The sequence below is a fragment of the Orbus hercynius genome, assembly GCF_003634275.1.
GTDB classification, from domain to species: domain Bacteria; phylum Pseudomonadota; class Gammaproteobacteria; order Enterobacterales; family Orbaceae; genus Orbus; species Orbus hercynius.
This window is the reverse complement of sequence record NZ_RBWY01000002.1, coordinates 263,101-287,341: the sequence shown is the minus strand read 5'-3', so window position 1 is coordinate 287,341 and position 24,241 is coordinate 263,101. Positions and strand designations below refer to the sequence as shown.

The following is a 24,241-nucleotide window of genomic DNA, read 5'->3' as shown; positions in this document are numbered from 1 at the left end:
AGTTTGAGGCAAACTGATGAGTTAGGGAAATCTTGCCCCCTTTAAATTGCCCCTAGGGCCACTTTAATACCAAGGGCAATCAATACTAAACCTAATAGCTTATCAATAATAAATTGCATTTTAAAATAACGTCTTTGTACCGCCTCTGATTGAAAGACAAAAACGACAAAAGGCCACCAGATAAGTGCCTCCAATAAAATAATCACCGAGACGGTTAATTTATCGAGTAGCGAGGAATCGACGGTTAAAAATTGAGTAAAAATCGCCAGAAAAAATAGTGTGGCTTTGGGGTTTAACAAGTTACATAAGTAACCTTTTATGAGTGCTTTTGTATAACTGATGTTATGTTTCTTCGCATTATGACCAAGATAAATATTCCCATGCACTTTACTAAAAATAGCCTTAATCCCTAGCCAAATTAAATACAGCGCCCCCACATAGCGTAATAGCGAAAATAACCAAGGTGTTGTTTTAATAATGATCGCAATGCCGGCAACGCAGTAAACCATATGCGTCATAATGCCGAGTACCACACCTAAACATGTCATCATGGCGTAGCGACGTGGGTAACTTAAACTACTTTTCACTACGAAAAAAAAGTCAGGTCCTGGCGATATCATTCCCAAAAAACCAATTGTCGCGACCATCAGCAAAAGATCTAATGTCATGGCTGTATCACTCCCGCTGAGCGATTTAATGTCGCAATATTGGTTATGTTGTTTTCAATCATCGCTGCGCGATTTTCACCATTACCAATTGAAAAACTATCGGTCCAAAAGCGAGCATTCGTTTTAATTTGTGCGCCATCAAGAATAATACGCGGTAAATCCAACTGATAAATATTGCCTTCTTTCGCCGTATATTCACCTAAATCAGCCGCTTGTGCATTCGTTAACAAATATAGAAAACGCGGATTTTCAGATAAAGTCGCAATCGTTTTCGTACCGGATCCCATCATCAAATGATCAGGGAAAATATAGAACACCGTATTGGCCAATAAGCCTTTTTGCTCTAAATAATCAATAAACTGACCCAGATTGTAATCAAGCGATGCCGCGGCAAATGACATGTCATCAAGCTGTTTATCAATCACATTTTCCATTCTCTGATCATAAAATCCATTAGGAGCGTGTGTTGAAATCGTTGAAATAAATAATGCAAATGGCTGATCGCTCTTCGATAATTCCTCAACCTGATGCTCCGCTATATCAAACGTATCTTTATCGTATAAACCAAACGGCGCAGTTGGGTATTTGCCGGGATAATTTTTTTCACTGATAATATCAACGCCAAATAACGAAATAATATGCCCAATTCCGGCAAAAGTTGGGCTACCAATAATATAGCGTGTTTGGTAATCGGCTTTATGCAATACATCACCTAAACTCACCAACTGGGTTTGCGAGATATCACTTAACGGTGAAGTATTTACGCCGCCAATTAAAAATGGCATCCCAGTCATATACGTATACATCGAAGCCGTCGTCCATGAACTGCCCATACCCATCGGAATATTGGGATAAAACGAATACTGATGCTTAAGCTTATTTAAATTCGGCGTGATATTTGGCCTGTCCAAAAATCCTTGTTCAAATGACTCTAACGAAAGCACAATAATGTTTTTGCCTTTCGTTGCCTCAATGTCCTCTTTAACTGGATAAGATGCTAAATTTAACGCCCCCAATGCATCATTAAAAGCCACTTTAGGGGCGCGAATCACGCGATATATCTCCACTAATTTATCAATAGGTCCATTGTGATAATTTAGCGAAAATAACGCAATAATAAGAATAGCTAACCGAATGATAAAATGTAACTTTTGCTGAAAATAAGTTGACAGCTTGACCAATAAAAAAACCAGCACAAAAAATGCAACTATCGCTAACAAAGCTTGGATCTTAAAAATAAAGAGACCTTCAATAATATCGTTAATATTTAAATTAACATAGAATTGATAATTGATAAAACCACCACTAAAATAGATAGAAATCAATTCCATAACAATAAAAATCGTCATTAAAGTAACAATGACTAATTTGACTTTTTTGGATGAAACAAACGAGGCAAGCACAATCGAAATCATCAATAGCGGAACAATAATCCAAGCATTCACAGGAAATAAAGCAAACATGTTATTTAGTTAAGGTAATTTTTAATGGCGCTTAGTATATACCACAATTTAGCCAACATGCAGCCTTTAATCATCACAAGCGCAATAAAACAGCAGAGAATTAACGTAATTTAATGAATTAATTTAGTCTTTATTGGTCAGATTTATATCAAAGAAAACAGAGATTCTGATATGATAATAAAACTCATAATAATATCAGTGCAATATAACAAGGGTAGAGAATGAAGATCTTGTTTGGAGTACAAGGGACCGGAAATGGACATATTAGCCGCTGTAGAACACTGGCAAAGGCCTTAAAAACAGCTGGAGCAGAAGTCGATTATATCTTAAGTGGCCGTGACGCTAAAGATTACTTCGATATGGATGCATTTGGCCAATATAAAACCTATGAAGGGATGAGTTTTGCAACCAAGAATGGCAAAATTAACCTGCGCAAAACCGTACAACGTATTCGCGCTTTTCGCCTCATTAAAGATGTTCGTGATCTCGATTTATCACAATATGATACTATTATCAGCGATTTTGAGCCAGTCAGTGCTTGGGCTGCCCACCATCAAGAACGTGAATGCCTAGGTATTAGTAACCAGGCTGTTTGCCAATATTTCAAACCCAAAGAATACGGCATTTTGGCCAGTATCATTATGAAATTCTACGCGCCTGTCACGCAGCCAATTGGTTTACACTGGTTCCATTTTGGTCACACTTTAGTGCCACCAATGATAGATCCGCTAATAAACCAACATGAAAATGGTAAAATTGTGGTTTATCTGCCCTTTGAATCAATAGAAGATATTATTCATACCTTAATTCCGTTTAGCCAAGAGTATGAATTTGAGTGTTTTCATCCCGATGTTAAGCAAGAAAGTAGCAATAATTTCATTAAACTCATGCCATTGAGTAGAGATAGCTTTACCCATGCGGTCGCCTCTTGTTCTGGTATTATCGCCAATACAGGATTTGCGCTGATTTCTGAAGCGTTAGTACTCGGCAAAAAAATTCTTACTAAGCCGGTATCAGGACAATTTGAACAAATTTACAATGGTGAGTGCTTATCTAAGCTAGACTTAGCGACAGTGATGAATACCTTAGATAAAAAAACAATTGAACAATGGCTAAAACAATCCTCGCCGTCAGCGGTGATTTACCCCGATGTAGCAACCGAGCTTGCTAACTGGATTGTGGCAGGACGGCAAGAAACATTATCGTCACTGAGCAACCGTTTATGGCAACAAACTGTATTCCCGGCGCATGTTCAGCAAAAAATTAAAGCACTAGGCTATGCCATATAATGTATTTGAAAGGAAAAATATGATTATCAGTCTTATCGTCGCGATGACACATAACCGTGTTATTGGCCTAAATAACCAAATGCCATGGCATTTACCGGCAGATTTAGCTTGGTTTAAACAAAACACCGTCAATAAACCAATTATTATGGGACGAAAAACATTTGAATCGATTGGACGTCCTTTACCGAATCGCCATAATATTATTATTAGCCGAACCCCGAAGCCGAGTGATAACCCCCAACTAACTTGGGTATCATCATTAACAGAAGCGATCAATCTCGCCAAAAATAGTGAAGAAGTTTTGATTATTGGTGGCGGTAACATTTACCAACAAGCGCTACCCTACGCCAACCGTCTTTATTTGACCCATATTGATGCGCAATTACCAGGTGATACCTGTTTTCCTGACTATCACCGCGAACAGTGGCAAATGATGTTTACTGAGCATCATCACGCGGATGAAAAAAACCAATATCCCTACACATTTGAAATTCTTGAAAAACCTAACCAGCGATAATGCATCGGATATTAAGTGTTATCAACTTAATATCCGATTAACAGCGCGCTTTTATTTCAAATACCACCGATTGTTACACTTAATGATTAACTCACTAAGCGCTTTGCTTCAATAACATCGGGCAATTGTGTTAATTTCGTCAGCACTCGATTAAGTGAATCTTGGCTACTGACTTCCATATCCATATCAATCGTTGCAATTTGCTGCTTAACATCACTACGACTTGAGACCCCTAGCACATTGACTTTTTCATTGGCCAAAATCGTTGTAATATCACGTAATAATCCATTGCGATCATTGGCAATAACTCGCATCACCATACTGTAGCTGCTCACATTATGACTATTCCATGATGCATCAACAATGCGTTCTGGGGCATGATCTTTCAGTTCAAGCAACTGTTCGCAATCGGCACGGTGAATTGAGACGCCGCGGCCTAATGTAATAAAACCGACGATATCATCACCCGGAATAGGGCGGCAACATTTGGCAATCGTCATCATCAAATTACCAACGCCATCAATAATAATTTCACTGTGGTTTTTCTTACTGTTTTTAACCTGGGTGTTGGATTTTTGCGTTATCTGCTTTAATGCCGCTTGATCTTCTTCTTCCGCCGTTGGTCGGTTAAACTGCGCATTAAGATAGTTAGTTAATTGATTAATGCGAATGTCACCACTACCAATACCGGCTAACACTTCATCAAAAGTATGGGCGTTATAGCGATTGACTAATAATTTTTCAACATCCCTTATCGTCAATTCAAGTGATACCAGCTCGTTATCTAAAATATCCTTACCGGCCATAATATTTTTATCACGGTCTTGCTTTTTAAACCAAGCTTGAATTTTTGCCCGAGCCCTACCACTATTAATAAAGCCTGCATTTGGGTTTAACCAATCTCGGCTAGGGTTTGGCTGCTTTTGCGTAATCACTTCAACTTGATCACCCATTTTGAGCTGATAAGTAAACGGCACTATCCTGCCACTAATTTTGGCGCCAATACAGCGGTGTCCGACATCGCTGTGAATGTGATAAGCAAAATCCAGTGGCGTAGAGCCGACCGGTAAATCAACCACATCACCTTTTGGTGTAAAGACATAAACGCGATCATCAAACACCTGACTACGAACTTGCTCTTGGATTTCACCGCGCTCTGACATTTCTTGCTGCCAAGCGAGCAGTTTTCTTAACCAGCTAATACGCTGATCATAAGCAGTCATCTTATCCGTACTGCCTTCTTTGTATTTCCAATGAGCAGCAACACCTAACTCAGCATCATCATGCATTTGCTGCGTTCGAATCTGAATTTCAATGACTTTGTCTTCTGGGCCATATACGACGGTGTGAATCGACTGATAACCATTCGGTTTAGGATTAGCGACATAATCATCAAACTCTTTAGCAATGTGCTTGTATTGACTATGTACAATACCCAATGCGGCATAGCAATCTTCAATTCTATCGCAAATAATTCGCACGGCACGGATATCATAGAGTTGTTCAAACTGTAAGTGCTTACGCTCCATTTTTCGCCAAATACTATAAATATGTTTTGGTCGCCCATAGACTTCAGCGCGAATATGATCTTGGTGCATTAATTGCTGTAAATTGTCCACAAACTCATGAATGTAACGTTCACGGTCCATGCGTTTCTCATGCAATTTATTAGCAATTAAGCGGTATTCATCGGGATGCAAGTAACGGAAACAAAAGTCTTCAATCTCCCATTTGAGCTGACCAATACCTAAACGATTGGCTAATGGGGCATAAATATTGAAGCACTCTTTAGCGGCTAAAACCTGTTTTTCTCGTGGAGCATGAATCAAATCGCGTAAATAGGTAATTCGTTCAGCGAGTTTAATCACGACGCTGCGAAAATCGTTTACCATCGCCAATAACATTCGTCTGATACTATCAATTTGTTCGAGTGTCGCACTACCATTACGCACCGCTCTAAGCTGGCGAATTTCTTTCATCCGAATAATGCTAGACACAAGATGCAAGATTTCGCGATCAAAAACCTCACTAATATCTTCACGGCGAATAATTTTAGCATCAAGGAAAGGGAATAATAATGCCGCACAAAGACTATCAATATCCATATTTAAGGTCGATAAAATCTCTACCATTTCAATCGCATTCTCAAAGCAGTGATATTGCTCCGGCGAGCCAGCACTACTTTCAAAACAAAAGTCCCATACTGCTTTGAATTTTTCGTAAGCATTGGGTTGATTTAAAGATAAAATTTGTTTAGCCCACTGTTCAGCATCAAACTGTGCTAATGCATAACGCTCATTAGTATGTTGGTGTGCTTCTCGTATTGATACCATTTTCTTTTATCCCTAAGTTTGTAAACAATAACATTGACTCAATGTGTTTGGTTTGGGGAAACATATCTAAAATTGACGCATTGGTGATGCGATAACCTGCTTGTAATAATTTAAGACTATCGCGAATCAGTGTTGCCGGATTACATGAAATATACACAATATGACTTGGCGCATGGGCAATGAGTTTATCAATCACTTGATATGCGCCCGCTCTAGCGGGATCGAGCAAGACTTTATTAATACCCGGAACGAACCATGTCATGTTATTCTCGGTTTCCTCAAGATTACTGACAAAAAACTCAACTTGCGCCGTTAACTGCTGACGATTTGATGTGACGTTATATTGGGCTTTTTCAACTAATGCATTAACCCCTTCAACACCGATGACTTGCTGACAGAGCGTCGCCAGTGGTAGCGAAAAATTGCCCATGCCACAAAACAGATCAAGTATCCGGTCATCGGCTCTGACATCAAGCCAATCAATAGCCTGCTCGATCATCTTTAAATTAATGTCGCGATTAACTTGAATAAAATCCAGTGGGCTAAATGTTAACTTTAATTGATTGACACAATAGTAATGTTCACTCAACCCGGCAAAGTGCATCAGTTCATCGCCGTATAGGTACAAACTTATCTTATGATGTAGCGCAAATTTGTGTAGTCGTAACCTATCTTGCTCAGATAACGGTCGAATATGTCTCAAGACACAAATCGTGCCACTATCAACATCAATTAGCTCAATGTGCCCCAGCGCTTTTTTATCTTTGATCCCATATAAACAGGTTTTTAATGGTTGAATCAAATCCGCTAGCGCCGTGACTAAAACAGGGCACGCGTTGATATCAACAATATGGTTTGATTCCAACTGCCTAAAACCAATCACGAGATGATTTTTGTCGCACATAATGGCTAAACGCGCTCGGCGACGATAGTGATAAGGCTTAGCAGCAATAATATTAATATCATTGACCGCAATAGCATAACCCGTTTCTTTTTTTAAGTGATCCGATAAAGCTTGCGCTTTAACCGTATGTTGCATCGAACTGGGCATATGCTGCATTTCGCAGCCACCACAAACATGATAATGTGGACAAATGTGCTCAACACGTTGTTCACTTTTAGTCCGGTACTTGAGCACTTTAGCCTTAGCATATTGCTTTTTATCCTCTGTTAATCTAACGTCAACCTCTTCAGAAGGTAAGGCATTTTTAACAAAGATCGTTTTACCATGATAATGAGCAACACCTTGACCAAAAGCATCAATAGTATCGATATGCAGTGTTATCGCTTTTTGCTGTGGAGCAGATTTTTTTACGGGGGAATAAAATACAACCATAATATTACTTCGATGCAATTCTCTTTAATAGTGCAATTTTAACATGCTGAGGAACTAATGTTGAAATCTCGCCTTCATGCAACGCAACATCTTTCACAATAGTCGATGAAATAAAGCCAGTAGCCAATGAAGGCATTAAAAAGATTGTATCTAAATCCTCTTTTAAATTACGGTTAATCTCAGCCAATTGCCGTTCATATTCAAAATCATAAGTTGTACGCACACCACGAACTAATACTGTCGCCTGATGATCTCTGGCAAAATTCGCCATCAAATTTGAGTAACCAATGACTTCAACATTTAATAAATGTTCAAGCGCAGAACAGGCTAAATCAACTCGCTCAGCTAGCGTAAATAAGGTATTTTTTGCTGGATTTTCAGCAACCGCGACAATTAACCGAGGAAACAAGACAGAAGTTCTGGCAATCAGATCGACATGTCCATTGGTAATAGGATCAAACGTACCAGGAAAAATTGCTGTAAGCATTTTTTTCATTTGTAAACCTGTGTATGATATATAAAGTATGAAAGGCTATATCATAACCTAAATTTAGTGAGAATTGTTAGCAAATATACAGCTTATTTATATTAGGCTAAAATAATTCAACACGTCTCTTAGCATGAAAACTATTCGGATTATATTATGCAACCAAAATCGGTTTCTTTAATTGTCACCACCTATAATTGGCCTAAGGCACTTGAATTAGTGCTCAGATCAATTGAACGCCAATCAATGTTGCCCAATGAAGTGATTATTGCTGACGATGGCTCAACGGATGACACCAGACAACTCATTAACCAATATCAACAACACTTTCCCGTACCGTTAATTCATAGCTGGCAAGAAGATACAGGCTTTCGCGCAGCTCGATCACGTAATCTAGCTATTGCCCGAGCACAAAGTGACTACATTGTAATGATTGATGGTGACATGTTATTGCATCGTCATTTTATCCGTGATCATAAGCGAATAGCTAAACCCGATTATTTTATTCAGGGTCGGCGAGTTATTTTAACACCAAGACTGACAGAGCAACTCTTTCACGATCACAGTTTATCGCTCTCTTTATTTTCTGCCGATATTAAAAATAAAATGAATGCCATTTGCAGTCCTTTATTATCGACATTAATGAGCCCTCTTCTCTCAAAGAAATCCTACCACTCTATTCGGAGTTGTAATCTAGCGGCATGGCGATCTAACATTATAACCATTAATGGCTTTAATGAGGATTTTGTAGGCTGGGGTCGGGAAGATAGTGAGTTTATTGTGCGGTTATTAAATAGCGGGATCAAGCGTCAGGATTTACGTTTTGGTGGTGTGGCATACCATTTATTTCATCATGAAAATACGCGTAGTAATCTCGCTGACAATGATAAACGACTCGCTTTAGCCATCAGCAATAAAGAATGCTATTGTCAACATGGCATCAAACAACATCTAGCGTATCATACATCTGAGGTTAAACATGCTTGAAATATCGGTCTTAATTGTGGCCAAAAATGAACAACATAACATTGGTGATTGTATTAAAAGTTGCCAATTTGCTAAAGAAGTGATCGTCATTGACGATTATAGCAGTGATGATACGGCTAAAATCGCAACTAGCTTAGGTGCAAAAGTTATTCAACGTGCGCTAGCAGGAGATTGGGGGGGGCAGCAAACATTTGCAATCGAACAAGCTAGCTATGACTGGATTTTTCTGATTGATGCAGATGAGCGAGTATCTGATGAACTGGCGCAGCAAATTAGCGAAGCCGTGAATCGTAACGATAAAACAGCTTACTGGATTCAGCGACAAAATAAATTCCGCTTTAATAAAGCAACTCATGGTATTTTACGCCCCGATTTTGTTTGCCGCTTAATGCCAAAACAAGGGACTTATGTAGAAGGTTACGTGCATCAACAGATCGTAACACCATACCCAAGTCAAAAACTATCGGGATATTTATACCACTATACCTATGATAATTGGGAACAATATTTTAATAAATTTAATAAATACACAACATTATCAGCTGAAAAATATAAAAAAAATCATAAAAAATGCTATTTTTTTAAGGACATTATGTTAAGGCCATTGTGGGCATTTATGAAAGTCTATTTTATTCAAGGTGGCTGCTTGGATGGTAAAATGGGATGGATTTTATCGGTAAATCACTATTTTTATACGATGAATAAATATGTCAAACTGTACTATCTGTATAAATCAAATGGCAAACTTTAAGCCATTTATCTTATGATTGGAAATACCGAATCATACAGCGATGTTTGTCTTAACAGCTGTTGAGGGTTCGAACCTAATGTTCCTTGTGGGATAACCCGCCCCAAGGAACGATAATATTCAATCCAGTAAGGCAGAATCTGCTTAGTCACAATATCACCAAAGTTCATCGGATAAAGCTGAAAATAATGCTGGCCATTAGGATATGAAAAGGCTTCAATAATCAATTCACTGCAATAAAGGCCCGCACCGTTTGGTTCAAAACTATGATTATAAGGTAAACCTAAGTAGCCATAAGCTTTAGTCATGGCCAACTTAGCCAGTGCACTATCTTTAATAATAGCCGCCAGATGATAACATCCATCAGATAAAAAATTACTTAAAGTACGCTCAATCACACCATAGCCCCGCGTGGCTTCAATCACTGAATCATTACCGACATACAAACCGACATGATTAATAGTACAAGTCAGAGCCGTAGATTGCTCAAAGCGACTCGACGCATTCACCGCACAGTGAAATGATTCTTGTTTCTTCAGGCTTTGAAAAATAATGGTTCCGGCTTTAAGGTAAAGCATATTAGTATTTAGCGCGATATCGCCATAGCATAAACATAATCACCGTTGCTAATACAAATTTGAGCAAATCTAAACCCACAAAAGGTAAGTAACCGACTTTGATGGCGGCCATTAAGCTGATGTTAAAGTAAACCGCTAAGTAGAGTACCCCAAACACAAATAAAATTTGATGAGCAAAGGCAAATGCTAGCAATCCTGATAATAGTTTACGATCATAGCCACGTTCACTTGCTAGACCAGAAAAATACGCACTTACGACATAGCCATATAAATAACCAGCAGAAGGCGACGCTAACGCCATAATGCCACCGCTGCCGTTAGCAAAAACCGGTAGACCTATTGCGCCAACCGCTAAATATTGTAATAAGGCAAGTGCACCTAATCTTCGACCTAAAAATGCACCAACCAGTAATACAGCCAGAGATTGCAGGGTAAATGGCACGGGATAAGCTGGGATACTGATATTTGCCGCACATGCCAAAATACAGGTTGCAATCGATGTTGCCAGTAATTTACGCTGCCAAGTCGTTAGTGTAATTAATGTGGTAACAAGGGTAGGATAAGGTGTAATCGTGTGTTGTTTCATCGCCAATTCATTCTGCATAAATTAAAAGATAATTATCATGCCTGATTTTATTTAACATGTAAACTATTTAATATAAATTAAGTTTACATTATATTTTAATGAGATGTGAGATAATATAAAACAATATTTGCTTGACAAAATAAGCGTGGACTAGTTTAATAGTACAAAATAGTATTTGGATAGCAAATAATGACAGGCTTAATGACGGTTGTATCTTCTTGGTGGCGCATTACATTTATTGGGTAATGTGTTTTTTGCTATATGAATAAAATCCACAAAGCCCGCTAATGCGGGTTTTTTTATGCCGTTTAGTCTCATGATTAGGAATAAATAAAATGCCTAAATTAAAACAGCTCAAACAATCAATTGGTTATCACAATGATCCAACCCAAATTTTTAACCATATTTGTACAAACCGCCCTGCAACGTTATTGTTAGAGTCTGCAGAAATTGACAATAAGCAAGGAATTAAAAGTGTCATGATTGTCGATAGTGCACTGAGAATCACCGCCTTAGATACAACCGTTGAAGTGGTAGCACTGACAACCAATGGATTAAGCCTACTCCCCCTTCTGGCACAATCTTTCCCAGAACATGTGCAAAAACAGCAGTTAACACCGCACACCTTAACGCTTAACTTCCCACCTATCAGCCACTTACAAGATGAAGATTCTCGTTTAACCTCACTCTCAATCTTCGATGCTTTACGTAATACGCTTAAACTCGTTAATATTCCGAGCGACACAAGTACTGATGCGATCTTTCTGGGTGGTTTATTTGGTTATGACTTAGCCATGGGCTTTGAAAATTTGCCTCACTTACCCGCAAAGCAGCGCTGCCAAGATTACTGCGTCTATCTGGCAGAAACACTGCTTGAGATCAACCATAAAAACCAAACCGCAGAGCTAAGAGCGAGCTTATTTACTAGCAACGCAGCAGAAGAAAGCCGACTTAAATCAAGATTACAAGAACTCAGCGCGCAACTAGCACTGCCACTTAAACCGATCGCCCAACAAACCTTATCGCAGTGCGATGTTAGCTGTAACCTCAGTGATGATGACTTCAATACCATCATCAAAAAGATGCAAGATGCCATTGAACAAGGTGAAATTTTCCAAGTTGTGCCATCAAGGCGATTTCAATTACCATGTCCACAGCCCTTAGCCGCTTACCATATCTTAAAACAAAATAATCCAAGCCCTTATATGTTTTACATGCAGGACCAAGACTTCACCATTTTTGGGGCCTCACCAGAGAGCGCGTTAAAATATACCAAAGAGACCAACCAAGTCGAGATTTATCCTATCGCCGGTACCAGGCCTCGTGGCCTGTCAGCGACAGGGGAAATTGATCATGATCTCGATAGTCGCTTAGAGCTGGAAATGCGCACCGATAAAAAAGAGTTAGCAGAGCATCTGATGCTAGTTGATCTGGCTCGTAACGATTTAGCCCGCATTTGCGAGCCCGGTTCACGCTATACCAAAGAGTTACTCAAGGTTGATCGTTACTCATTTGTTATGCATCTCGTTTCACGCGTTGTTGGTAAGCTACGTATGGATTTAGATGCCTTACATGCCTATCAAGCCACAATGAATATGGGCACATTAACTGGCGCGCCAAAAGTTCGTGCAATGCAGCTCATTGCTGAAGCAGAAAAAGTCAAACGTGGCAGCTACGGCGGCGCAATTGGTTATTTTACCGCTAATGGTGATTTAGATACCTGTATCGTTATTCGTAGTGCTTATGTCGAAGATGGTATAGCAACAGTACAAGCAGGCGCTGGCGTAGTGCTAGACTCAAACCCACAAGCAGAGTCAGATGAGACACGTAATAAAGCCAGAGCCGTCATTCGTGCCATTACAACCGCGCATAACGTAAAAGGAGCATTCTAATGGCCAATATCTTATTTTTAGACAACATTGATTCTTTTACCTATAACTTAGTCGATCAACTACGCTATAGCGGTCATCATGTTACCATTTATCGTAACACGTTACCGGCACAGCTGATTATAGAAAAATTATCACATATGCAAGATCCAATTTTATTCTTATCGCCAGGCCCCGGTGCACCAAGCGAAGCTGGTTGCATGCCTGAACTGTTAAAACAGCTCAAAGGGCAACTGCCTATTATCGGTATCTGTCTGGGTCATCAAGCCATTGTTGAATCTTACGGTGGCACGATTGTACCAGCAGGCGATATTCTACACGGTAAAGCCTCATTGATTGAACATGATAACCAACAGATGTTTCATGATCTCCCCAACCCATTACCCGTTGCACGTTACCACTCATTAAAAGCGGAAAATATCCCAGCCGAATTAACCATTAATGCTTACTTTAATAATATTGTGATGGCGGTACGTCATGACCAAGACCGAGTGTGTGGGTTTCAATTCCATCCAGAGTCGATTTTAACCATTCAGGGCGTCAAATTACTTAATCAAACGATTGAATGGGCATTATCACGGGCACAATCAACGACTGAAACGACTGCACCGCATCAACATCCGCATACCGTGCAAGACAAACAAGAACGCCATATCCAGCCAATTTTAGACAAACTTTATCAAGGTAAAACCCTGACCAAAGATGAAAGTGAAGTGTTATTCAATCAAATTATCCAAGGGAAATTGCAACCGACTACTCTTGCAACAGCAATTATTAGTATGAAAGTTCGCGGTGAAAAACCCGAAGAAATCGCTGGTGCTGCAACCGCTTTACTTAACAATGCTGATGATTTTGCAATACCAGATTATGATTTTACCGATATTGTTGGCACGGGCGGTGATGGCACTAATAGCATCAACATCTCAACAGCAAGCGCATTTGTCGCCGCCGCAATGGGATATAAAGTTGCCAAACATGGAAACCGAGGCGTTTCGAGTAAATCAGGCTCATCAGATGTACTGGCGGCGCTTGGCATCAAACTCAATATGTCAGCAGATATTGCCAGACAAGCACTTGATGATTTAGGGGTCTGCTTTTTATTCGCGCAGCAATATCATTCGGGCTTTCGTCATGCTGCCCCTGTTCGTCAGCAGCTTAAAACGCGAACCATTTTTAATATTCTCGGCCCATTAATTAATCCAGCGAGACCTAAGCGTATTTTGTTGGGCGTATATCATCGCGATCTCTTAGCACCAATCGCCCAAACATTATGTATGCTAGGCTATACGCATGCGCTGGTCGTGCACGGCGCAGGAATGGATGAAGTTGCCGTACATGGCACAACCTATGTCGCCGAAGTTAACAACGGAAGCATTGAATACTACGAGGTTAACCCGCAAGATTTTGGCTTAGGGACTTACACCTTAAAAGATATTGAAGGCGGTACACCAGAACAGAATCGTGATATGTTAATTGATATTCTACAAGGACAAGGTCAGGCGGCTCATCAAGCAGCGATTGCCGTGAATGTGGCTATGCTAATGAAGCTATTTGATCACAATGATTTAAAAGCGAATGCTAAGCAAGCAATGGATATGATGCGCACCGGAAAACCTTATCAATTATTATCGGCATTGGCTGAGCGAGGTTAATGATGGCAATTGAATCCCTACGTAATGATGTGCAAATGGCGACGGTCTTGAAAAAAATTATCGCCGATAAAGCCATATGGGTTGAGCAGCGCAAGCTACAGCAACCGTTATCAATATTTATTAACGATCTGCAACCGAGTGATCGCAGCTTTTATCAAGCCTTAACCAAGTCACATTCGGTGTTTATTCTTGAATGCAAAAAAGCCTCGCCGTCAAAGGGGCTGATCCGCGATGACTTTAATCCACAAGCAATTGCAAAAGTCTACCAACATCATGCTGCCGCGATCTCGGTCTTAACCGATGAAAAATACTTTCAGGGCCGTTTTGATTTTTTACCCATCGTGAAAGCCCACACCCATCAACCAATCTTGTGTAAAGATTTTATTATTGATGAATATCAGGTTTATCTGGCAAGGCACTATCAAGCTGATGCCGTTTTATTGATGTTATCGGTATTAAATGATGAAGAATATCAACAGCTAAGCGAGCTTGCCCATCGCCTTCACATGGGCGTGCTAACCGAAGCGAGTACCGCCGATGAAGTTTTGCGCGCAGTTAAGCTCAATGCCAAAGTCATCGGCATTAATAATCGCGATTTACGTGATCTCAGTGTCGACCTCAATCGCGCTAAACAGCTCGCACCGATGATTCCAAGTGATCGCATTATCATCAGCGAATCTGGCATTTATACGCATAACCAAGTTCTGGAACTGAGCCAATACGCTAATGGTTTTTTAATTGGTAGCGCATTAATGTCAGAGGCTGATTTAGAATTTGCCATTCGCAAAGTGATACTGGGTGAAAATAAAGTCTGTGGTCTGACCACACCAAATGATGCACAATCAGCGTATGATGCCGGCGCTATTTATGGCGGGCTTATTTTTGTACCAAGCTCACCGCGTTATATTACGCCTAATCAGGCACAATCCGTTATGGCTGGCGCACCACTGTGCTGGGTTGGCGTGTTTAAAGATCAAAATATTGCTGAAATTGCCCGTATCGCTCACTCACTAAAATTATTTGCCGTCCAGCTCCATGGCCAGGAAGATGATGCCTATATCGCGCAATTACGCACACAATTACCGGAGCATTGCCAAATTTGGCAAGCAATCAGCATTCAAGCGGATATCCCAGTTTTAAATAATCCCCAGGTTAAACGTTATGTATTCGATCACGGTAACGGCGGCAGCGGTAAAGCATTCAATTGGCAATTACTGGCGAATCACTCCCTTGAGAAAGTGATTTTAGCCGGCGGTATTAGTCCAGATAATGCGCAGCAAGCAATCGAAACAGGTGTGCTTGGGCTAGATGTTAATTCCGGTGTTGAAATATCGCCGGGCGTCAAAGATCATCATAAAATCGCGCAGTTATTTGCCGTACTGCGCAATTACCCCTATCGCAATTAAAAGGAAAAGCATTATGTCGAAATTAGATCCCTATTTTGGTGAATTTGGCGGCCAATATGTCCCGCAAATTCTCATTCCCGTACTCGATGAATTAGAAGCCGCTTTTCTGGCAGCCAAAGATGATCCAGCATTTCAAAAAGAGTTCAGCGACTTATTAAAAAATTATGCCGGTCGTCCGACCGCCTTAACACTGTGCCGCAATTTAACCGCCGGCACCAACACTAAACTGTACTTAAAACGAGAAGACTTAGTGCACGGCGGTGCACACAAAACTAACCAAGTATTAGGCCAAGCGTTACTCGCTAAACGAATGGGCAAAACCGAAATTATAGCCGAAACTGGCGCAGGGCAACACGGCGTAGCATCAGCATTAGCCTGTGCATTATTGGGCTTAAAATGCCGAATCTATATGGGTGCAAAAGATGTCGAGCGACAAGCACCCAACGTGTTTCGTATGCGACTAATGGGCGCAACCGTGATCCCGGTTACTAGCGGCTCAGCCACCTTAAAAGATGCCTGTAATGAAGCACTGCGTGACTGGTCAGGTAGCTACGCAACCGCTCACTATATGCTAGGAACCGCAGCCGGGCCACACCCATTTCCAACCATTGTTCGTGAATTTCAGCAAATGATTAGCGCAGAGGCGAAAGCACAAATCCTCGACAAAGAGGGACGACTACCTGATGCCGTGATTGCCTGCGTCGGCGGTGGTTCGAATGCCATTGGCATGTTTGCCAATTTTATTGATGAAAAAGACGTTAAACTAATTGGCGTAGAACCGGGCGGTCACGGTATCGAATCGGGTCATCATGGCGCATCGCTAAAACATGGGAAACTAGGCATATACTTTGGGATGAAATCGCCAATGATGCAAACGGAAGAGGGTCAGATTGAAGAGTCTTATTCGATCTCCGCTGGACTTGATTTCCCATCGGTTGGTCCACAGCATGCTTACCTCGATAGTATTGGCCGCGCTGAATATGTGTCAATTACCGATGATGAAGCATTAGATGCCTTTAAAGCCTTATCTCGACATGAGGGCATTATTCCTGCTTTAGAATCATCCCATGCGTTAGCTTATGCACTAAAACTCATTAAACAGCAACCCAATAAAGAGCAGCTATTGATTGTCAATTTATCAGGTCGTGGTGATAAAGATATTTTTACGGTTTATGATATTTTAAAAGCAAGAGGAGAAATCGAATGAGTCAGTTAAGTAATCCACATCGTTACCAAACACTATTTACTCAGCTTGCTAAAAACAACCACGGTGCTTTTGTGCCATTTGTTGCACTCGGTGATCCGACCCCAGAATTGTCACTAAAAATTATTGATACTTTAGTCACCGCTGGTGCTGATGCATTAGAATTAGGTATTCCCTTTTCAGATCCGTTAGCCGATGGTCCAACAATACAAGAGGCGAATTTACGCGCATTCGCTGGAGGCATTAATGTTGAAAAATGTTTTGAAATTTTAGTACAGGTGAGAGCGAAGCACCCAACTATCCCTATTGGGCTACTTATCTATGCGAATCTGGTTTTTAAGGGAGGTATCGATAATTTCTATCTGCGCTGCGCCAAGGCGGGCGTTGATTCCGTACTCATTGCCGATGTTCCCTTATCAGAATCAGCTCCGTTTAAAGCTGCGGCATTAAAACATGGTATCGATCCAATCTTTATCTGCCCACCTAATGCGGATGATGATGTGATACAAGCGATTGCAGCTCATGGTCAAGGATATACCTATTTAGTGTCCAGAGCGGGAGTAACTGGCACCGAAAATAAAGCCAATACACCATTAACCCATTTAATCGCCAAACTGAAGCAATATGGTGCACCACCGGCTATTCAAGGCTTTGGTATCTCAACACCAGAACAAGTGAGCAAAACGATTCAAGCTGGCGCAGCCGGTGCGATTGCAGGCTCAGCAACCGTTAAAATTATTGCAGAGAATCTTGATAATCCAGTAGTGATGTTAGATAAATTAGCCGCATTTGTTCACACGATGAAAAACGCGACTCAACGATAATATTTTGCCATAATAAAGCGTGCAGCCACTAGCTGTGCGCTATCGCGAGGCTAAATTAAATACTTAATTTTAACCACCCACTTAGTAATCATCATACTGAGTAGTATCAATATATTTTCAACAACACACATAGCATCAAGACGTATTCTACTCTAAAATATCAATTATTTCATTTCGATAAGGCAATGTTATGCGCTGGCAAAATAAACGAAGTAGTGACAATATTGAAGATCGCCGCTCTCAATCTGGTTCTAGCATAGGAGGCCGTATTCCTATCCAAGGTAAAAGTGGCTTCGTTTTATTAGTTATCATTCTCGTTGCCGGTTATTATGGTGTAGATTTAACTGGATTACTTAATGGCTCATTGAATGATACAGAGCAAAGTACTTATGCCAGTACGCCAACAGAGGAGCAAGAAGCGGCAAAATTCACATCCGTTATTTTAGCCTCAACAGAAGATTACTGGCAGCAGCAATTTAATCTAATCGGTAAGCAGTATATCGAACCTAAGCTTGTGCTATATAAAGGCTCTACCACAACGGCATGTGGCATGGGTCAGGCTATAATGGGGCCTTTTTATTGTAGTGTCGATAAAACGGTTTACCTCGATTTATCATTTTACCAAGAGATGAAGCGCCAACTCGGTGGTGGCGGTGATTTTGCTCAAGGTTATGTCATTGCCCATGAAATTGGCCATCATGTACAAAATTTATTAGGTACGTTTGCCTATATTGATAAGCTTGGTCAAGGTCAATCTCAACGTATTAAAAATCAACTGTCAGTACAACTTGAGCTTCAAGCCGATTGTTATGCCGGGCTTTGGGGACATCAAATGAGCAAAGAGAATATCCTTGAAGTAGGCGATCTTGAAACAGCGCTCAATACCGCAGAAGCAATCGGTGACGATCGCCTTCAACAACAAGGTTCTGGCAAAATTGTTCCCGATAGTTTTACCCATGGTACATCAGCGCAGCGTTATCAATGGTTCAAACAGGGATTTGATAGCGGTAAAATGACCCAGTGTGAGCTATTGCCACAATAAGTGCACCAAAAATAGCATATTTTACAATAAATAATAACGACCAAAGAGTCTGAAGATATAAGGAAATAGTATGAGTAAAACCGTTTTTGCCGCACTTATCACCGCATTACTCGCCTCGGCATTAGTCTGGATGAGTCATTATCTGCAACTACCATTTTGGTACTGTTTATTAAGTAGCGCGCTTTTTTTCGCTGCCCCACAAGCCAATTTGCTTGGCCTTGTAACCACACTATTTACTGCATTATTAGGCATTTTATTTGGCGTGATTTATATGCAAATTATGCCACACTTAGGGCATTTCGCCTATAAAATGGAAATCATTATTGCCGTTATGGTATTTTTACTTTATTTAATCACCCAAACACAGTACTTAAAATACTTTGCCTGTTCATTAATAACATTATCATTGCTTGTGATGCAAAACGGCGACTGGGTGCTGATTTATCAGGCAGTAGTGCTAGGTATCGTATTTGGATTTATCGCCAGAGTAATCAGCATAATGATGACAGGTAAAAGTTTGCAGCAATAAAAATATGTTACTATAGCCATTATTTTATTATTACACTGATTCACTATGCTCATCGCTCAAGTTGCTCTGCCCATTCGACTACATCAAGTCTTTGATTATCTTGTACCTGATGATCAAGCTCACTTGGTGATGGTCGGCCAACGGGTTAAAGTCCCGTTTGGTAAGCGCCATGCTATTGGTATTATTACCAATACCAGCGCTCATAGCGAATTCGACATTGAAAAACTCAAAAGCATTGATGAAATTATTGATGAATGCCCGTTATTTTCAGCACAAATGTGGCAATTTTTACGTTGGGCTGCAGACTATTATCATTATCCGCTTGGCGAAGTATTATTTCACGCAATTCCCGTGCTATTACGACAAGGCCGCCCTGCCGCCATGACCGAAACTTTGGTATGGCAATTAACCGAACAAGGAAAAAACGTTGATAGCGAGCAGCTGTCTCGTTCAAAAAAGCAACAGACATTACTACGCTTAATGCAAAAGCAGCAATCTCTGGATGCAACGGATTTTTCGCCTGCAGTCTATCATGGGTTATGCAGCAAAGGTTTGATCGCCAAAGTCGCCATAACGACAGCAAAAAATGATTGGCAACAAACGGTATTAACCAATCCAAGCCCATTTGCACTTAATGCACAGCAGTATGATGCCATTATGGCAATCGCGCAACAATTAAACCATTTCGCCGCATTTTTACTCGATGGTGTAACAGGATCGGGGAAAACAGAGGTCTATTTAAACGCGATCCAAGCGGTTATTGAACAAGGTAAACAAGCACTGGTTCTGGTGCCTGAAATCGGTTTAACGCCACAAACTATTGCGCGTTTTAAACAGCGTTTCAATGTGCCTATTGCGATTTTACACTCCGCTATGAGCGAAAAAGTACGTCTATCAGCGTGGCTGCAATGCCAAAATGGTGAGATTGCCATCGTTGTTGGCACACGTTCTGCGCTGTTTAGCCCATTTAAAAATCTGGGTATGATCATCATCGATGAAGAGCATGACGGCTCTTATAAACAGCAAGAAGGTTGGCGCTATCATGCCAGAGACTTAGCGATGGTGCGCGCTAAAATCGAAAATGTGCCGATTATTCTAGGTTCAGCCACGCCATCATTAGAAACCCTCAATAATGCGAAACTTAACCGTTATCAGCACTTAATGCTGACCGAAAGAGCCGGTGATGCTAAATTAGCAAAACAGACTATTTTTGATATAAAAGGTTTAGTCTTATCAGCCGGTTTATCCCAGCCGCTGATTAATCAAATTAAAGTCCACCTGGCCAATAATAATCAAGTGATGTTATTTCTCAATCGACGAGGCTTTGCTCCGTTATTGATTTGCCACGATTGCGGCTGGATAGCAGAATGCCCTCGTTGCGATCGGCCTTATACCTACCATCAAAAACAGCATAAACTTATTTGTCACCATTGTGATACGCCAAGAACAATCCCGGATCAATGCCCAAAGTGTGGTTCAACCCATTTAGTCCCAATTGGTTTTGGTACAGAACAACTTGAGAAACACCTTAACCAGCTGTTCCCCGATGTGCCAGTTAGCCGTATTGATCGAGACTCCATCAGTAAAAAAGGTGCTTTAGAACAGTATTTACAAGCAATCAATCAAGGCGGTAAACACATTTTGGTTGGTACACAAATTTTAGCGAAAGGTCACCACTTTGCAGATGTAACGTTAGTCGGTATCGTCGATGTTGATGGCGCGCTATTTTCAAGCGACTTTAGAGCAACAGAGCGCTTTGCTCAAATCTATACCCAAGTCTCAGGCCGAGCAGGACGAGAAAATAAAGCTGGTGAAGTGATTTTACAAACTTACCATCCCGATCATCCTTTACTCAATGTTTTGCTGCAACAAGGATATCAAGCATTTGCCCAACAAGCCCTGCAAGAAAGACAAATGACACTCTTACCGCCATTTAGTTATCAAGCCTTAATCCACGCAGCAGATCGCAATAATCAATATGCGCCGCAATTTTTACATACTATCGTTAACTGGTTAAACTCGCATTTTACTGACCAATCACTATGGTTACTTGGCCCCGCTCAAGCAAATCAAGCTAAAAAAGCGGGATATCATCGTTGGCATTTATTATTACAGCACCCACAGCGGGCGAAATTACAAAGCATATTACATGAACTTGTCATGGCTATTGAAAGCTGGCCTGAGGCGAAAAATTTACGCTGGAGTATTGATGTCGATCCGCTTGACGTGAATTAATCGGCTTAACGACTGTTAGCCTTTGATTACCGAGATAAAAAAAGCCACGCTTTGCGTGGCTTTTTAGTTAACACAGCAAAAACTTATAATACATCAATTGCATTAAGCTCTTTAAATGCTAACTCTAAACGAGCCATCATTGACTCTTCACCTTTACGTAACCATACACGTGGATCATAGTATTTTTTATTCGGCGCATCTGCACCTTCTGGATTACCTAATTGAGCCTGCAAATAAGCTTCGTTTTCTTTATAGTAATTTAAAATACCTTCCCAATTCGCCCATTGAGTATCGGTATCGATATTCATTTTCACTACACCGTAGCTGACTGCTTCTGCGATTTCTTCTGGCGTTGAACCAGAACCACCGTGGAATACAAAATTCAATGGTTTGCTTGGTAAACCAAATTTCTCTGCCACATATTTTTGTGAGTTATCAAGAATTTTTGGCGTTAATTTCACATTACCCGGTTTATACACACCGTGTACATTACCAAATGCCGCTGCGATAGTAAATCTTGGGCTAATAGCACTTAGTCTTTCATAAGCATAAGCAACATCTTCAGGCTGAGTATAAAGTGCTGAGCTATCCATGTGGCTATTATCCACACCATCTTCTTCACCGCCAGTACAACCTAATTCTAACTCAAGAGTCATACCAAGTGATTTCATACGCGCTAGATATTGGCAGCATAGATCAATATTATCTTTTAAGCTTTCTTCAGATAAATCAATCATATGAGATGAGAATAGTGGTTTACCTGTACGAGCAAAATGCGCTTCACCCGCATCTAATAATCCATCGATCCATGGTAATAATTTTTTCGCACAATGGTCAGTATGAACTAATACTGGTACACCGTATTTTTCAGCAACAAAATGCACATGTTTAGCACCAGAGATCGCTCCGAGTACCGCACTACCTTGACCTTCTAATTTAAGACCTTTACCAGCAATAAATTGTGCGCCGCCGTTAGAAAACTGAACAACAACAGGTGAACGTACTTTTGCAGCTGTTTCAATTACAGCATTAATCGTATCGGTGTTAACACAGTTAACCGCCGGTAATGCAAAATTATTATCACGAGCGATCTGAAAAAGTTTCTGCACATCATCGCCAGTCACAACACCAGGTTTAATTACATCTGAAATCTTAGTCGTCATTATTTTTTACCTATAGATTTTTTATCAATATAAACAGAAAAGGATGAGATTATTCCTCATCCTTGATCAAGCAGGGATAATTATACAATTATTTCCCTCTGGCTTCTAGCATTGCAACCGCTGGAAGAACCTTACCTTCAACAAATTCAAGGAATGCACCACCACCAGTTGAGATATACGAAATTTTATCTTCAATGCCAAAGAGATCAATTGCAGCCAATGTATCACCGCCACCAGCGATTGAGAACCCTGCGCTATCGGCAATCGCTTTAGCTACAATCTCAGTACCACGACGGAAATTAGCAAACTCAAACACGCCCACAGGGCCATTCCACAAAATGGTCTTAGCATTTTTGATAATTTGAGCTAACTCTTGCGCCGAAGCATCACCAATATCAAGAATTTGTTCATTTTCTTTAACGTCTTTCACTGATTTCAACGTTGCTGTTGCGGTCTCACTAAACTCAGTTGCCACGCGAACATCCTTCGGTACCGGAATTTGACAGTTTGCCATCAATTTTTTGGCTTCAGGAATTAGGTCTGCTTCGTAAAGTGATTTACCCACATTATAGCCTTCTGCGGCGATAAATGTATTGGCAATACCACCGCCAACAATGATTTGATCAGCAATCTTTGATAATGAATCAAGTACGGTCAATTTCGTTGATACTTTAGAACCAGCAACAATAGCAACCATTGGTCTTGCTGGATTATCAAGCGCTTTACCTAATGCGTCTAATTCTGCCGCTAATAATGGACCTGCGCAAGCGATAGGTGCAAATTTACCGGCGCCATGCGTTGATGCTTGAGCTCGGTGAGCAGTACCAAATGCATCCATTACATAAATATCGCACAATGCAGCATATTTTTTAGAAAGCACTTCATCGTCTTTGCCTTCACCCTTATTAAAACGAACATTTTCTAATACAACAAGTTCGCCTGCTTTGACATCAACACCCTCTAAATAATCTTTGACTAATCGAACAGGGAAACTCACGTGCTCTTTTAAGTAATCAACTACTGGTTGTAACGAGTATTCCGAGTTATACTCACCTTCAGTTGGGCGTCCGATGTGTGAAGTGACCATCACTTTTGCACCTTGCTTAATAGCAAGTTCAATCGTTGGCAATGAAGCACGAATTCGGGCATCAGACGTTACTTTACCCTTTTTAACTGGCACATTGAGATCAGAACGAATAAAAACACGTTTACCTTTAAGATCAAGATCAGTCATATTAATAATAGCCATGAAATTTCCTCTTTCAAAATAATCAAATTCAATAAACTGTAGACAGTTTAACACAA

General features: G+C 40.5%; 21 protein-coding genes. 12 read left to right on the top strand and 9 right to left on the bottom strand.

Annotation, left to right across the window (positions count from 1 at the left end; genetic code table 11):
- Positions 1-41: 41 nt before the first annotated feature.
- Positions 42-668 (bottom strand): LysE family translocator, encoded by a 627-nt coding sequence (locus tag DES39_RS06860; protein WP_121145046.1) that lies wholly within the window; start codon positions 666-668, stop codon positions 42-44.
- Positions 665-2,131 carry an LTA synthase family protein gene (locus DES39_RS06855; protein ID WP_121145045.1) on the bottom strand — a complete coding sequence of 489 codons (1,467 nt, stop codon included), beginning with the start codon at positions 2,129-2,131 and terminating at the stop codon, positions 665-667. The genes DES39_RS06860 and DES39_RS06855 overlap by 4 nt, the downstream gene beginning before the upstream one ends.
- Before the next feature lie 221 nt (positions 2,132-2,352).
- On the opposite strand from DES39_RS06855, the gene DES39_RS06850 reads away from it, so the two are divergent.
- Both DES39_RS06850 and folA read left to right on the top strand, forming a co-directional pair.
- Complete coding sequence (locus DES39_RS06850) at positions 2,353-3,420, top strand: MJ1255/VC2487 family glycosyltransferase (protein WP_121145044.1); 1,068 nt, start codon at positions 2,353-2,355, stop codon at positions 3,418-3,420.
- Positions 3,421-3,439: 19 nt separating this feature from the next.
- A complete protein-coding gene (gene folA, locus DES39_RS06845; RefSeq protein ID WP_121145043.1) occupies positions 3,440-3,937 on the top strand; it encodes a type 3 dihydrofolate reductase in 498 nt (165 codons plus the stop codon).
- An 86-nt stretch (positions 3,938-4,023) separates the two neighbouring features.
- Here the strand turns inward: folA and relA are convergent, their stop codons facing one another.
- From relA to coaD, 3 genes are read right to left on the bottom strand one after another with little or no spacing between them, the layout of a single operon-like run.
- On the bottom strand, positions 4,024-6,270 hold the full coding sequence (gene relA / locus DES39_RS06840) for a GTP diphosphokinase (RefSeq protein ID WP_121145042.1): 2,247 nt from the start codon (positions 6,268-6,270) through the stop codon (positions 4,024-4,026).
- Positions 6,236-7,606 carry a 23S rRNA (uracil(1939)-C(5))-methyltransferase RlmD gene (gene rlmD, locus DES39_RS06835; RefSeq protein WP_121145041.1) on the bottom strand — a complete coding sequence of 457 codons (1,371 nt, stop codon included), beginning with the start codon at positions 7,604-7,606 and terminating at the stop codon, positions 6,236-6,238. Before rlmD ends, relA begins: the two co-directional genes overlap by 35 nt.
- Before the next feature lie 4 nt (positions 7,607-7,610).
- A complete protein-coding gene (gene coaD, locus DES39_RS06830; protein ID WP_147405427.1) occupies positions 7,611-8,093 on the bottom strand; it encodes a pantetheine-phosphate adenylyltransferase in 483 nt (160 codons plus the stop codon).
- A gap of 156 nt (positions 8,094-8,249) precedes the next feature.
- Here coaD and DES39_RS06825 point away from each other — a divergent pair, with 156 nt between their 5' ends.
- Entirely contained in the window at positions 8,250-9,080 is an 831-nt protein-coding gene (locus tag DES39_RS06825; protein WP_121145039.1) for a glycosyltransferase family 2 protein, read from the top strand.
- Positions 9,073-9,831 (top strand): glycosyltransferase family 2 protein, encoded by a 759-nt coding sequence (locus DES39_RS06820; protein WP_121145038.1) that lies wholly within the window; start codon positions 9,073-9,075, stop codon positions 9,829-9,831. The genes DES39_RS06825 and DES39_RS06820 overlap by 8 nt, the downstream gene beginning before the upstream one ends.
- Positions 9,832-9,836: 5 nt before the next feature.
- Here the strand turns inward: DES39_RS06820 and DES39_RS06815 are convergent, their stop codons facing one another.
- Together DES39_RS06815 and DES39_RS06810 are read right to left on the bottom strand one after the other, a co-directional pair.
- Positions 9,837-10,406 carry a YiiX/YebB-like N1pC/P60 family cysteine hydrolase gene (locus DES39_RS06815; protein WP_121145037.1) on the bottom strand — a complete coding sequence of 190 codons (570 nt, stop codon included), beginning with the start codon at positions 10,404-10,406 and terminating at the stop codon, positions 9,837-9,839.
- Position 10,407: 1 nt separating this feature from the next.
- The gene (locus tag DES39_RS06810) at positions 10,408-10,992 is read right to left on the bottom strand and encodes a biotin transporter BioY (RefSeq protein ID WP_170143361.1); all 585 of its coding nucleotides are present in this window, start codon (positions 10,990-10,992) and stop codon (positions 10,408-10,410) included.
- Between the two features lie 335 nt (positions 10,993-11,327).
- Here DES39_RS06810 and DES39_RS06805 point away from each other — a divergent pair, with 335 nt between their 5' ends.
- The 8 genes from DES39_RS06805 to priA all read left to right on the top strand — a co-directional run bounded on the left by DES39_RS06805 (position 11,328) and on the right by priA (position 21,773).
- Complete coding sequence (locus tag DES39_RS06805; protein WP_121145035.1) at positions 11,328-12,884, top strand: anthranilate synthase component 1; 1,557 nt, start codon at positions 11,328-11,330, stop codon at positions 12,882-12,884.
- Positions 12,884-14,533 (top strand): bifunctional anthranilate synthase glutamate amidotransferase component TrpG/anthranilate phosphoribosyltransferase TrpD, encoded by a 1,650-nt coding sequence (gene trpD, locus DES39_RS06800; RefSeq protein ID WP_121145034.1) that lies wholly within the window; start codon positions 12,884-12,886, stop codon positions 14,531-14,533. Before DES39_RS06805 ends, trpD begins: the two co-directional genes overlap by 1 nt.
- 35 nt (positions 14,534-14,568) lie before the next feature.
- A complete protein-coding gene (gene trpCF, locus DES39_RS06795; RefSeq protein WP_121145189.1) occupies positions 14,569-15,939 on the top strand; it encodes a bifunctional indole-3-glycerol-phosphate synthase TrpC/phosphoribosylanthranilate isomerase TrpF in 1,371 nt (456 codons plus the stop codon).
- A gap of 13 nt (positions 15,940-15,952) precedes the next feature.
- On the top strand, positions 15,953-17,146 hold the full coding sequence (gene trpB, locus DES39_RS06790) for a tryptophan synthase subunit beta (RefSeq protein ID WP_121145033.1): 1,194 nt from the start codon (positions 15,953-15,955) through the stop codon (positions 17,144-17,146).
- Positions 17,143-17,967 carry a tryptophan synthase subunit alpha gene (gene trpA / locus DES39_RS06785; RefSeq protein ID WP_121145032.1) on the top strand — a complete coding sequence of 275 codons (825 nt, stop codon included), beginning with the start codon at positions 17,143-17,145 and terminating at the stop codon, positions 17,965-17,967. Before trpB ends, trpA begins: the two co-directional genes overlap by 4 nt.
- Positions 17,968-18,157: 190 nt before the next feature.
- Positions 18,158-19,009: a KPN_02809 family neutral zinc metallopeptidase gene (gene ypfJ / locus DES39_RS06780; protein WP_121145031.1), complete on the top strand. Its 852-nt coding sequence runs from the start codon at positions 18,158-18,160 to the stop codon at positions 19,007-19,009.
- Between the two features lie 70 nt (positions 19,010-19,079).
- Complete coding sequence (locus tag DES39_RS06775) at positions 19,080-19,538, top strand: DUF1097 family protein (RefSeq protein WP_121145030.1); 459 nt, start codon at positions 19,080-19,082, stop codon at positions 19,536-19,538.
- A 45-nt stretch (positions 19,539-19,583) separates the two neighbouring features.
- Positions 19,584-21,773: a primosomal protein N' gene (gene priA, locus DES39_RS06770; RefSeq protein WP_121145029.1), complete on the top strand. Its 2,190-nt coding sequence runs from the start codon at positions 19,584-19,586 to the stop codon at positions 21,771-21,773.
- An 83-nt stretch (positions 21,774-21,856) separates the two neighbouring features.
- On the opposite strand, the gene fbaA is transcribed toward priA, so the two are convergent.
- Together fbaA and pgk are read right to left on the bottom strand one after the other, a co-directional pair.
- The gene (fbaA, locus tag DES39_RS06765) at positions 21,857-22,936 is read right to left on the bottom strand and encodes a class II fructose-bisphosphate aldolase (RefSeq protein WP_121145028.1); all 1,080 of its coding nucleotides are present in this window, start codon (positions 22,934-22,936) and stop codon (positions 21,857-21,859) included.
- 88 nt (positions 22,937-23,024) lie between these two features.
- The gene (pgk, locus tag DES39_RS06760; protein WP_121145027.1) at positions 23,025-24,185 is read right to left on the bottom strand and encodes a phosphoglycerate kinase; all 1,161 of its coding nucleotides are present in this window, start codon (positions 24,183-24,185) and stop codon (positions 23,025-23,027) included.
- Positions 24,186-24,241 lie beyond the last annotated feature (56 nt).

Bases quoted from the DNA above. Each gene is read 5' to 3' on its own strand.
- DES39_RS06860 (WP_121145046.1), bottom strand. From the start codon at position 668: ATGACATTAGATCTTTTGCTGATGGTCGCGACAATTGGTTTTTTGGGA.
- DES39_RS06855 (WP_121145045.1), bottom strand. From the start codon at position 2,131: ATGTTTGCTTTATTTCCTGTGAATGCTTGGATTATTGTTCCGCTATTG.
- DES39_RS06850 (WP_121145044.1), top strand. From the start codon at position 2,353: ATGAAGATCTTGTTTGGAGTACAAGGGACCGGAAATGGACATATTAGC.
- folA (WP_121145043.1), top strand. From the start codon at position 3,440: ATGATTATCAGTCTTATCGTCGCGATGACACATAACCGTGTTATTGGC.
- relA (WP_121145042.1), bottom strand. From the start codon at position 6,270: ATGGTATCAATACGAGAAGCACACCAACATACTAATGAGCGTTATGCA.
- rlmD (WP_121145041.1), bottom strand. From the start codon at position 7,606: ATGGTTGTATTTTATTCCCCCGTAAAAAAATCTGCTCCACAGCAAAAA.
- coaD (WP_147405427.1), bottom strand. From the start codon at position 8,093: ATGCTTACAGCAATTTTTCCTGGTACGTTTGATCCTATTACCAATGGA.
- DES39_RS06825 (WP_121145039.1), top strand. From the start codon at position 8,250: ATGCAACCAAAATCGGTTTCTTTAATTGTCACCACCTATAATTGGCCT.
- DES39_RS06820 (WP_121145038.1), top strand. From the start codon at position 9,073: ATGCTTGAAATATCGGTCTTAATTGTGGCCAAAAATGAACAACATAAC.
- DES39_RS06815 (WP_121145037.1), bottom strand. From the start codon at position 10,406: ATGCTTTACCTTAAAGCCGGAACCATTATTTTTCAAAGCCTGAAGAAA.
- DES39_RS06810 (WP_170143361.1), bottom strand. From the start codon at position 10,992: ATGAAACAACACACGATTACACCTTATCCTACCCTTGTTACCACATTA.
- DES39_RS06805 (WP_121145035.1), top strand. From the start codon at position 11,328: ATGCCTAAATTAAAACAGCTCAAACAATCAATTGGTTATCACAATGAT.
- trpD (WP_121145034.1), top strand. From the start codon at position 12,884: ATGGCCAATATCTTATTTTTAGACAACATTGATTCTTTTACCTATAAC.
- trpCF (WP_121145189.1), top strand. From the start codon at position 14,569: ATGGCGACGGTCTTGAAAAAAATTATCGCCGATAAAGCCATATGGGTT.
- trpB (WP_121145033.1), top strand. From the start codon at position 15,953: ATGTCGAAATTAGATCCCTATTTTGGTGAATTTGGCGGCCAATATGTC.
- trpA (WP_121145032.1), top strand. From the start codon at position 17,143: ATGAGTCAGTTAAGTAATCCACATCGTTACCAAACACTATTTACTCAG.
- ypfJ (WP_121145031.1), top strand. From the start codon at position 18,158: ATGCGCTGGCAAAATAAACGAAGTAGTGACAATATTGAAGATCGCCGC.
- DES39_RS06775 (WP_121145030.1), top strand. From the start codon at position 19,080: ATGAGTAAAACCGTTTTTGCCGCACTTATCACCGCATTACTCGCCTCG.
- priA (WP_121145029.1), top strand. From the start codon at position 19,584: ATGCTCATCGCTCAAGTTGCTCTGCCCATTCGACTACATCAAGTCTTT.
- fbaA (WP_121145028.1), bottom strand. From the start codon at position 22,936: ATGACGACTAAGATTTCAGATGTAATTAAACCTGGTGTTGTGACTGGC.
- pgk (WP_121145027.1), bottom strand. From the start codon at position 24,185: ATGGCTATTATTAATATGACTGATCTTGATCTTAAAGGTAAACGTGTT.